The 10,252-nt window shown below is 44.2% G+C and carries 9 protein-coding genes and 1 pseudogene; 6 read left to right on the top strand and 4 right to left on the bottom strand.

All coding sequences use genetic code 11. The features are described from left to right. The 4 genes from ACEW8S_RS15270 to ACEW8S_RS15285 form a co-directional block, all read right to left on the bottom strand. Positions 1 to 891, bottom strand: an 891-nt coding sequence (locus ACEW8S_RS15270) for an HAD-IB family phosphatase (RefSeq protein WP_373518999.1), incomplete at its 3' end; no start/stop codon positions are given. A 101-nt stretch (positions 892 to 992) separates the two neighbouring features. Beyond that, on the bottom strand, positions 993 to 1,688 hold the full coding sequence (locus tag ACEW8S_RS15275) for a DUF3307 domain-containing protein (protein ID WP_373518991.1): 696 nt from the start codon (positions 1,686 to 1,688) through the stop codon (positions 993 to 995). Then, positions 1,682 to 2,296, bottom strand: coding sequence for a sigma factor-like helix-turn-helix DNA-binding protein (locus ACEW8S_RS15280; protein WP_373518992.1), 615 nt, complete (start codon positions 2,294 to 2,296; stop codon positions 1,682 to 1,684). The genes ACEW8S_RS15275 and ACEW8S_RS15280 overlap by 7 nt, the downstream gene beginning before the upstream one ends. Before the next feature lie 192 nt (positions 2,297 to 2,488). After that, positions 2,489 to 2,941, bottom strand: coding sequence for an isoprenylcysteine carboxylmethyltransferase family protein (locus ACEW8S_RS15285; protein ID WP_373518993.1), 453 nt, complete (start codon positions 2,939 to 2,941; stop codon positions 2,489 to 2,491). A gap of 26 nt (positions 2,942 to 2,967) precedes the next feature. Here ACEW8S_RS15285 and ACEW8S_RS15290 point away from each other — a divergent pair, with 26 nt between their 5' ends. The 6 genes and pseudogenes from ACEW8S_RS15290 to ACEW8S_RS15315 all read left to right on the top strand — a co-directional run bounded on the left by ACEW8S_RS15290 (position 2,968) and on the right by ACEW8S_RS15315 (position 10,073). Next, positions 2,968 to 3,552, top strand: coding sequence for a non-canonical purine NTP diphosphatase (locus ACEW8S_RS15290; RefSeq protein WP_373518994.1), 585 nt, complete (start codon positions 2,968 to 2,970; stop codon positions 3,550 to 3,552). Between the two features lie 123 nt (positions 3,553 to 3,675). Next, complete coding sequence (locus ACEW8S_RS15295; protein WP_373518995.1) at positions 3,676 to 5,496, top strand: DEAD/DEAH box helicase; 1,821 nt, start codon at positions 3,676 to 3,678, stop codon at positions 5,494 to 5,496. A 102-nt stretch (positions 5,497 to 5,598) separates the two neighbouring features. Continuing rightward, complete coding sequence (locus ACEW8S_RS15300) at positions 5,599 to 6,372, top strand: carboxypeptidase-like regulatory domain-containing protein (RefSeq protein WP_373518996.1); 774 nt, start codon at positions 5,599 to 5,601, stop codon at positions 6,370 to 6,372. 139 nt (positions 6,373 to 6,511) lie between these two features. Continuing rightward, positions 6,512 to 8,230: an alpha-amylase family glycosyl hydrolase gene (locus tag ACEW8S_RS15305; RefSeq protein ID WP_373518997.1), complete on the top strand. Its 1,719-nt coding sequence runs from the start codon at positions 6,512 to 6,514 to the stop codon at positions 8,228 to 8,230. Positions 8,231 to 8,386: 156 nt separating this feature from the next. Beyond that, positions 8,387 to 9,226, top strand: a complete 840-nt coding sequence (locus ACEW8S_RS15310) for a metallophosphoesterase (RefSeq protein WP_373518998.1) — start codon at positions 8,387 to 8,389, stop codon at positions 9,224 to 9,226. A gap of 155 nt (positions 9,227 to 9,381) precedes the next feature. After that, positions 9,382 to 10,073 (top strand): annotated as a pseudogene (locus ACEW8S_RS15315) (NAD-dependent deacetylase). Positions 10,074 to 10,252 lie beyond the last annotated feature (179 nt).

A 10,252-nucleotide genomic window follows, 5' to 3' on the forward strand; every position in this document is an offset into this window, starting at 1 on the left:
CTTGTTGGCGGCGTCAAGCACCTTTTGGGTCACTTGGGTCTTCGATCGGATACCCAGTACGTGTACCCCCTTGATCTTTTCGATAAGTTCGTCTTCGGGAATGCTATTTTTTAGCAATTCTACTGAAAATCCGTCCCCTGACAGGTTCTCGAAAGCGTTAGGGTGCACATTTTCCAACAACAATATCTTGATGCGGTTTTTGGGGTAGGAAATGTTTCTGGGAAGGTCGTTCACAAATAAAAATTCATCCATATTCGGTGTTATATAATCGGCTTTAGTAGCGGCTTTTTCGCGGTGTACGTTTTCGGTATAGGCGAAGAATTTGTGGGCGATTCCGGCTTCCCGCATCACATAATCACTGTATCCGTCGCCGATAACCTGCACCTCTCCTTCGAGGTTCAAGCGCTTTAGGCACTCGATTTTTCCATTATGGGAAGCGAGTAAGTTATTTTCGTCGAACCCGATAATCTTCCCTTCGCCATCGAATTCGAAGGTGTTGGCATATACCCTGTCCGATGGAATGTTGTATTCCTTTACGATAGGATCGATAAACTCCTTAAATCCACAGGAAATCACATAGATATCATCGGAGAATTTTTCGAAAAACTCCTTGTTCGCTTCGATGGATTTTGAAATTTTCTGCCGTAGTTCTTCGACCAAAGGCTCTAGGTCATTTTTATGGGCGTTCAATAATTTAATACGCCTTTCCAAGGATTCCGTAAAGGAGATATCGCCATCGATGCCCAAATTGGTAATCTCCTGGATCTTCCTTATGATTTCCTCACGATTGGAATTTCCCGCCAGGGTCATCTCCGCCAAAACATCCAAGGCCTCTACCCTGGTCAAAGTGCTATCGAAATCGAATACGTACTTTCTACCTGTGTTTACCATATATCTATTGAAACCATTCCCCCCCGTATAACGCACGGAAATGGTGTTTAAATTCAAAATAAGGGCACAAAAGTAAAGATAAAATTTTTATTGATTTCGTCTTATCCACTGTAAATAATTCCTGTCACAATGGCGAGACCGAAACTCAGAAGCGTGCCGATCAGAATATACTCTGTGAGCTTCCGGTTATTGCTTTCCTTTAAATCATTGAAACGAAAGACGGATTTGGCTCCTATCAATAATCCGATAGCTTCCCAACGGCCTAATATAATGAACATCAGAACAAAAAGGCGTTCGATAATGCCGATGTATTTTCCCGCATTGGGAAGGGATTTATGGTCCAACGCTATCTTATCGCCCATGGCTTGTAGTAATTTCTCCATCATGATTGCGGCGGGAAAGGTGACAAATACAATGGCGTTGACCAATGGCCAATCCAGTTTTTCGAAGAGGGCAATCGTATGCCCTACCAGATTGCCGGAGTAGGCAGCAGCATACAAAACGGCCAAATGTAAAACCTGATCAATGAAAAAAGGGATGCTCCCCAATTTGAACAAAGGCGTGACGTATAGTTTGGCCAAATCGATAAAGTAGTGGGAGACGGCGATAATCAAGGCCAGTTTCCAGTACTGCAAATCCCACAAAAGTATCATGGTCAGCACAAAATGCAGCATTATATGTATATATAGGTATTTAGATCTGACCTTGTTCGCTTCCTTGTGAACGATCCAGCGGGTGGGCTGTATCAGGAAATCCCCAATTAAATGCGCCAGTAGAAGTTTGGTGAAAATCAGCATCGGTTCATATCTTTTAAAATTTTATTGTAATACTCAAGTAGTTCAAAGACGAGGTCTAAACGTGCCCTTTTTTGGCGTTGGCTCACGGCCGATTGCTGAATGCCCAGTCGCTTGGCCAGATCGGCTTGCGAAGCTTTGGGATATTCAAAGGTCAAAACCACGATTTCTGCGGAAACGGTGCTCCAGTCATCCATGAAGTCGAGGGCCAATTTGAGTATAAGATTTAAGGTATCGTCGTAGAAACCGCTGCCCGTCGCAATCGTGAGGTTCAGTTTATCTTCTTTTAGGGATTCAAAGGTTCTACCGGATCGATGGTATGCTGGCCCGTTCGACTCGCTGACCCCCACCCCCCTAAAGGTTTCGGTGCCGAGACCTATGCCCATGCGCACGTCTAGCCCTTTGATGGTCTTTATCAAGGCTTTGATGTGTATTGCCGCGCCAAGCACGTCTTCCCTGGGTATTTTCAATTGAAATTCATCGCCACGGTAGACCTCCCAATCAGTAGGCGATTCACCAAATTTGGACAAATACTTCTTTAATATACCGAGCCACTCGGAAACCTCATAGTTCTCGGAATTTATAATATCGCCTGTAATAATCGCTATCATATAAAATATAAGTTAAAACGCTAATATATCAATATATAATTGAATTAGCTAATATTATGGATTATAAGTTAAAATGCTTATATATAAATGTAATTCAACATTGTTTAGGGGTACACGACAATTTACCTAAATTCCGAATCCCGAAATTTCGGAAGGTTTTGGGAAACCAGTGTTTTTAAACATACTCTAGTATCAAAACCATCTTCGGGCCAATACGCAATACTGTTTGTAGTCCTTATTGAAAATTTTCGTTAACGCGTGCTCTTCGGGTTCGATTTGAAATCGGTTCATATAGGCTACAAAACCAGCGGCCAAAAGGGTATTGAACGCATTGCCCAGCCAAATGCCCCATGCCAGCAACAGCAACAGCATTGCAAGATACATCGGGTTTCGGGAATAGGCATAAATTCCGTTGACCACCAATTTTTTTGTCTTATCGGGCTGTGTAGGGTCTATCGTGGTCTTTGCAGCGTAAAACTGGAAAAGTGCTACTCCCGCAATTACAATACCGAACGCGGCCAAAAAAATCATAAGGTAATGGCGGCCAAAAAAATCAAAATACCCGGCGGGCAGAAATTCGGCGAGTAGGTACATCAACGATCCGGAAACCAAAAAGACAACGATAGGGGGAATTTTTAACTTCATGCGCTAAAATTACTATTTTTACAAGAATGAAACTCGTCTTCGCAACACACAATCAAAACAAATTCGCTGAGGTCAAAAAACTGATTCCTACGCATATCGATCTGGTGTCGCTGACCGATATTGGTTGTACGGAAGAAATTCCCGAAACGGGAAAAACTTTGGAAGAGAACGCACGGATCAAGGCCGATTATATTACCGAAAAATTCGGCCTGTCCTGTTTTGCCGATGATACAGGACTTCTTGTGGATGCCCTGAATGGTGCCCCCGGAGTATATTCCGCACGTTACGCTGGTGAACAAAAGAATGCCGGTGACAATATAGACAAACTACTGACGGCCCTAAAAGACCAAAGTGGCAGAAAAGCAAGATTTACGACCATAATCGCCCTTAATCTTGCTAAAGACCGACATATCTTCGAGGGCAGCGTAGAAGGTGAAATCACAAAGGAAAAAAGAGGGGACGGCGGTTTCGGATACGACCCGATCTTCAGGCCTGCGAGGTATGAAAAGACCTTTGCGGAACTTTCCACTGCAACTAAAAATCAGATCGGACACCGGGGAAAAGCCATACGACAACTGCTACGCTTTTTAGAAAATAGCATATCTCGATAAATAAACGTACCTTTGCCGCCATTTTTAACGCCGCCGGTATGGCAGGTGTTGTACGGAAGTCCAATGGGTTATACGCTAATCGCTCTCTACAACACACATATTTGCGATTAACGATAACACATTATGACAAAATTTGAAGCATTGGGGCTAGACAAGCCTCTATTAGATGCTGTTGCCGACATGGGTTTTGAAACCCCCTCGGAAGTACAGGAAAAAGCAATCCCCATTCTTTTGGAAAGCGAGACCGACCTGGTCGCACTCGCCCAGACCGGAACGGGAAAAACCGCGGCTTTCGGGTTTCCGCTTATCCAAAAACTGGATAGCAACAGCCGTACCACACAAGGATTGATCCTTTCCCCTACCCGCGAACTCTGCTTGCAGATCACCAATGAAATGCAGGCCTATTCAAAGTACGTAAAAGGAGTGAATACCGTCGCCATCTATGGCGGGGCAAGCATCACCGATCAGGCACGGCAGATTAAGCGCGGAGCACAGATAGTGGTAGCCACCCCGGGTCGGATGAAGGACATGATCGGACGCGGACTTGTCGATATTTCCAAAATCGGCTATTGTATTCTTGATGAGGCGGACGAAATGCTCAATATGGGCTTTTATGAGGATATAAAGGATATTCTCAGCAACACTCCAAAAGAAAAGTGCACTTGGTTGTTCTCGGCCACCATGCCGCAGGAAGTTTCAAAAATCGCCAAGAAATTCATGCACAATCCCGTTGAGATTACCGTAGGTATCAGAAATGCAGGTATCTCAACGGTAAACCATGAGTACTACGTGGTAGGCGGCCGGGACCGATACCCTGCCTTAAGAAGACTGGCCGATGCCAATCCCGATATCTTTTCGGTGGTCTTTTGCCGTACGAAAAGGGATACCCAGCGCGTTGCGGAAAAACTGATCGAAGATGGCTATAATGCCGGTGCCCTACACGGTGATCTTAGCCAGAACCAGCGGGACCTGGTCATGAATTCCTTCAGAAAAAAGCAGATCCAGATGCTGGTCGCTACCGATGTAGCGGCACGTGGTATCGATGTCGATGACATCACACACGTTATCAACTATCAGCTTCCGGATGAAATCGAAGTTTACACCCATAGAAGTGGGCGTACGGGCCGTGCCGGCAAATCGGGAATCTCAATGGTCATTGTGACCCGCAGTGAGATGCGGAAGATAAAATCCATAGAGAAAAAAATCCAACAAAACTTTATCCAAAAAACGATTCCCACAGGTATTGAAATCTGTGAGACGCAGCTATATCACCTGGCCAACAAAATCAAGGAAACCAAGATAAACAAGGATGTAGAAAATTATCTGCCCGCTATCAATGAGGTTTTTGAGGGTATCGACCGTGAAGAGCTGATCAAAAAGATTGTGTCGGTCGAATTTACCCGCTTTTCGAACTACTACAACAAGACCAAAGACCTGAATACGACAGATAGTAGAGAAAGCAGAGGTAGCAGGGAAAATCGGGAAAGTAGCGGTTCGTCATCATCGAACGGATCTGTACGGTATTTTATTAATGTGGGCGAAAAGGACGGTTATGATTGGATGACCTTAAAAGATTTTCTACGAGATACCTTGAGCCTAGGCCAAGAGGATGTGTATAAAGTCGATACCAAGGATTCTTTTTCCTTCTTTAACACCGAGACCGAACATACCGATCAGATACTCAAATTCTTTACCGATTTCAAGCTGAACGGAAGATTCATCAATGTCGAGATTTCTGAAAATCCCGGCGGCGGTGGAAGTGGAAGTGGAAATGGAAGCGGCGGTGGCGGTTACCGCGGTAAGAAAGGCAAAGGAAAAAGAGGGGACAACAAGTTCAACGATCGTGGCGACCGCAGTAAAGGTCGTGAAAGAAATGGGGCGAAAGCAAAATCGGGCAGTTCAGGTAAAAGGCGGAGCAAGCAAAGCAGAAGCGATTTCTTTTAAACTGTTTTGAAACCATACTTTTAGAGTTAATTGTATATTAAAAAATACGCTTCGGCGTATTTTTTTGTTTTGTTTAGTACATTTAATCCGTAACCCGATTCAATGAGACCATTTTTAGTGCTAATTTGCATATTATTTACAAGCATTGCGCTTTCACAGGAAGACGAGGCTGTCGAACAGGAAATTAATGCCGTTGTGGTGAACGCTCAGAGCGATAAAACCATGGAAAGCGTTCATGTTATCAATCTCAATCAAGTGGTCGGTACGATTACCAACGAAAAAGGGGAATTCACGATTACCGCAGCGGTAAACGACACCCTTTATTTTTCCTTTTTAGGTTTTAAGTCCCAAAAAATAAGGGTCACCAACGATATGTTCAAGTTCGAGAATACTAAAATCTCGTTGACCGAACTCGCCTATGCGCTTGAAGAGGTTATCGTGCGGCCCTATCAACTTACGGGCTATCTCGAAATAGACGTAAAAAATCTTCCCATCAACAATGCCTACCAATATAGTATTTCAGGACTTTCGGTGGGCTACGAAGCCGGCAACAAAAGCGCTAGTGCGGTCACCAAGGTTTTGGGGGCAATTCTAAATCCTGCTGACCTGCTACGTAATCTGTTCGGTAAACAGCCTAACCAGATGAAGAAATTGCGCAAGATGAAGGAGGATGACCAGATCCGTGATCTATTGGCCTCAAAATTCGATCGGGAAATCCTTATGGAAATGCTGCAGATAGAAAAAGTAGACATTCAGGATATCCTTAATAATTGCAATTACTCAAAATCATTTATCTCAACGGCCAACGATCTTCAGATCCTTGATGCCATCAGCAGTTGTTATGAAGATTTCAAGGTGCTCAATCGAAAAAATTAGGTGGATACGGGTACTTTGTGCTACACTTTTTTGTATTGTGACATGCGCATTGCGGACGGCAAAAAACCAATTTTAAATGAAAGAAATTATAGCATCAAAAATATTTTTCCTTTCCACCTTCATTTTATAGCTTTAGGGCATGAAAAAAATGCTCTGGGCTATAGCGCTTTTGACCTTTTTTGTTTCTTGCAAGCAGGCAAAGACCGATACCATCGAAAACACATCTTCTATCAAAGATTCTATTGTCCTACCGTCCAATAAAGTCGCTTTTGCTTGGGAAGGCGCAACTATTTATTTTCTACTTACCGACCGTTTTAATAACGGTGACACCTTGAACGACGTGAATTTCGAGCGAACGGATCCCACCGGCCCCTTGAGAGGATTTATGGGCGGCGACATTGCAGGTATCACCAAAAAATTGGAACAGGGCTACTTTAGTGAACTGGGAGTTAATGCCATTTGGTTTACTCCGGTAGTGGAACAAGTTCATGGTAGCACCGACGAAGAAACAGGCAACACCTATGGTTATCATGGGTATTGGACCAAGGATTGGACGGTCTTGGACCCTAATTTTGGTACGAAGGAAGACCTAGAAAAGTTGGTTGAAACCGCTCATAGATACGGCATCCGAATTCTGATGGACGTTGTGCTGAACCACACCGGTCCCGTTACCGAAAAAGATCCCGTTTGGCCCGAAAAATGGGTACGTACCGATCCGACGTGTACATATACCGATTATCAGAGTACTACTCAGTGCACATTGGTCGACAACCTTCCTGATATCCATACGGAATCCGATAAAGCTGTCGAGCTGCCCGATGCCCTTTTGGCAAAGTGGAAGGCAGAAGGCCGTCTTAGCCAAGAACTCGACGAATTGCAATTGTTCTTTGAACGTACAGGTTATCCACGGGCACCTAGATTCTATATCATAAAATGGCTAACGGATTATGTGAACGCCCTAGGAATAGATGGTTTTAGGGTAGATACCGTAAAACACGTAAACGAAAATACGTGGGCGGAACTACAAAAAGAAGCTTCGCACGCCTTTGCGAACTGGAAAAAAATGCATCCTGACGAAGTGTTGGACGATACTCCCTTTTTCATGGTCGGGGAAGTGTACGGCTATGGAATCTCAGGAGGTAGGGAATATGATTTCAAGGATAAAAAAGTCGACTATTTCAACCACGGCTTTAAAAGTCTGATCAACTTTGATCTTAAGACGGATGCGCTTCAAGACTACGAGACGATGTTCACAAAATACAGCGATATCCTGCATACCACCTTAAAGGACAAAAGCATTCTGAACTACCTGACATCCCATGACGATGGCCATCCTTACGACGCCGAACGTAACGACCCCATAAAGGCTGCCAATATCTTGTTGCTGACGCCCGGCGCATCCCAAATCTATTATGGCGATGAAACCGCTAGAGACCTGACCATAGAGGGTACTGAAGACAATCCTGTAATGGGCGATGCCACGCTGCGTTCTTTTATGAACTGGGACGAAATCGATAGTATTCCCCGAACCCAAAAAGTGCTTGAGCATTGGCGTAAACTAGGGAAGTTCAGGCATAACCATTTGGCGGTAGGTGCAGGCAAACATTTGAGGCTTGCCAAAGAACCCTACGTTTTCAGTAGAACCTATGTCGATGGCGATTTTAAGGACAAAGTGGTCATCGGACTCGATCTGCCCAAGGGAAAAAAATCGCTCTGGGTTAAAGGCTTCTTCGGTGATGGCACCCTACTCCACGATACGTACTCCGATACCGAGGTTATCGTTGCAAATGGCAAGGTAATTCTCGACAACGAATATGATATCGCCCTTCTGGAAGTGCCGGAGCAAGGTTTTGAATGAGTAAAGGCTTTCCGCTTACAATTTATCGATTTTCTGTTTTTCTTAAGTTTTCCTTTATAGACGTGTGGTATGGCTTTTGACCTATCGGAGCTTACCGTCGCAATCCCATGCTCTTAAGGCTATCCTTTTTTATATGGTACAAATCAAAACTCAATAATGGATATCCCAACGATCAAGAAATCAAAAATCAGTAGAAGAAACTTTCTCACCACACTTTTTTTGGGAAGCATGGGCTTAGTGTTTCTTGATTCATTTTGGTTCGAGCGATACCTTATCGATTGGAAGGAATTCGATATTTCCGATGGTTCAGAAAACAAGATAAAAATGATACAGCTATCGGACCTACATATCAATTCCATTAAGTCTTTTCATAAAACCATGGCTGAAAGAATCAACAAAGAGCGGCCCGATGCCCTTTTTGTGACCGGCGACTCCGTAAATAGTATGCGTGGGGTCCCTATCTTGGATGCCTTTTTGGCCATGATCGATCACGACATCCCCAAATTTGCCATTATGGGCAATGTAGATTACACGGGGCAAGTCGACAGTGCCACGTTGAGAAAAACCTATGAAAAACATAACGGAAAGTTTTTGATCAACCAAAACCATACGCTAAGGGTGAAAGATCGTACCGTGAACATTGTCGGTGTCGATGACTATATCTGCGGTTATCCTGATTTTTCGAAAGCTTCCCGAAATTTAGATTTATCATTAGACACCATTGTTCTCAACCACTGTCCGGCATATCGAGATGAAATAGATACCATGAACGCCAAAATCGGACAAAAAATAAAACTGATTTTATCGGGCCATACCCATGGCGGTCAAATAACCTTTTTTGGAAAAGCTATTTTCACCCCGTATGGCAGTGGCAACTACGTCAAAGGCTGGTATAAAAACGCGCTAAGCCGTTTGTACGTTTCGAAGGGAGTAGGCACCCGAGGATTGCCTCTGCGCTTCGGGGCAAGGGCCGAGGCCATTATCTTTCATGTTTGAAAGCGGACCCAAAAACTTTAGGCTATTTGATAAAAACTGGTTATTTATCTTGGAAAGAACCAAGATCTTTTCGATTCTTCCGATGGATTTTTCGTCCTACTTCCTTTTGTCATACGTCAGTTCCAAAATGCCTAAACTTTCTTTATTTTTATGGGATGAAGAAAATAACCGTTTTGACCGGTGCCGGCGTAAGTGCGGAAAGCGGCATTAATACTTTTCGGGGTGCCGGTGGACTATGGGAAGGCCACGATGTGATGGAAGTCGCCTCCCCGCAGGGTTTTGCCAAAAATCCCGCTTTGGTACTCGATTTTTACAACCAAAGACGTAAACGATTAAAGGAAGTTTCCCCCAATCGCGCCCATTTCGCTTTGGCGGAACTCGAACATCATTACGACGTACCATCATAACCCAAAATGTGGACGACCTGCACGAACGGGCGGGAAGTTCCAACGTTCTACATTTGCATGGTGAACTTTTGAAAATGCGGAGTTCGGGAAACGAACGTTCAATTTTAGACTGCGAGGGAGATATAGACCTCGGGGATCTATGCGAACAAGGCCATCAACTGCGGCCCCATATCGTGTGGTTCGGCGAAGCAGTGCCGCTGCTGGAAAAAGCGGCCGCGGAGACCCAATCGGCCGATATTGTCATCGTCATAGGCACATCTATGCAAGTATATCCCGCAGCTAGTCTGGTGGACTATGCGCAAGAGGGCGTGCCCATATATTTTATCGACCCCAAACCCAGCGTTTCGCAATACGATTTCGCCAATTTGACCATCATCCCCAAAACGGCCGTAAAGGGCGTTCCCGCACTGGTTTCTATATTAATCGCCAAAGCTTCGTAACCCAAGAAACATTATTTAGCGCATTGGATTATGCAGACACCGGTCCTTTATACACTAAACTTATAATGTCATAAAACCATAAACTTTTCCAAAACAAGTATCTTTGCTTTTTCCGAAAAAATCCATCCAAATAAAAGCTATGTCCTTACATGAATTGAACGCTATCTCTCCAATTGACG

Source organism: Pricia sp., assembly GCF_041745955.1.
GTDB lineage: Bacteria > Bacteroidota > Bacteroidia > Flavobacteriales > Flavobacteriaceae > Pricia.

Excerpts from the sequence above, each read along its gene's own strand:
- ACEW8S_RS15275 (WP_373518991.1), bottom strand. The coding sequence starts at position 1,688 with ATGCTGATTTTCACCAAACTTCTACTGGCGCATTTAATTGGGGATTTC.
- ACEW8S_RS15280 (WP_373518992.1), bottom strand. The coding sequence starts at position 2,296 with ATGATAGCGATTATTACAGGCGATATTATAAATTCCGAGAACTATGAG.
- ACEW8S_RS15285 (WP_373518993.1), bottom strand. The coding sequence starts at position 2,941 with ATGAAGTTAAAAATTCCCCCTATCGTTGTCTTTTTGGTTTCCGGATCG.
- ACEW8S_RS15290 (WP_373518994.1), top strand. The coding sequence starts at position 2,968 with ATGAAACTCGTCTTCGCAACACACAATCAAAACAAATTCGCTGAGGTC.
- ACEW8S_RS15295 (WP_373518995.1), top strand. The coding sequence starts at position 3,676 with ATGACAAAATTTGAAGCATTGGGGCTAGACAAGCCTCTATTAGATGCT.
- ACEW8S_RS15300 (WP_373518996.1), top strand. The coding sequence starts at position 5,599 with ATGAGACCATTTTTAGTGCTAATTTGCATATTATTTACAAGCATTGCG.
- ACEW8S_RS15305 (WP_373518997.1), top strand. The coding sequence starts at position 6,512 with ATGAAAAAAATGCTCTGGGCTATAGCGCTTTTGACCTTTTTTGTTTCT.
- ACEW8S_RS15310 (WP_373518998.1), top strand. The coding sequence starts at position 8,387 with ATGGATATCCCAACGATCAAGAAATCAAAAATCAGTAGAAGAAACTTT.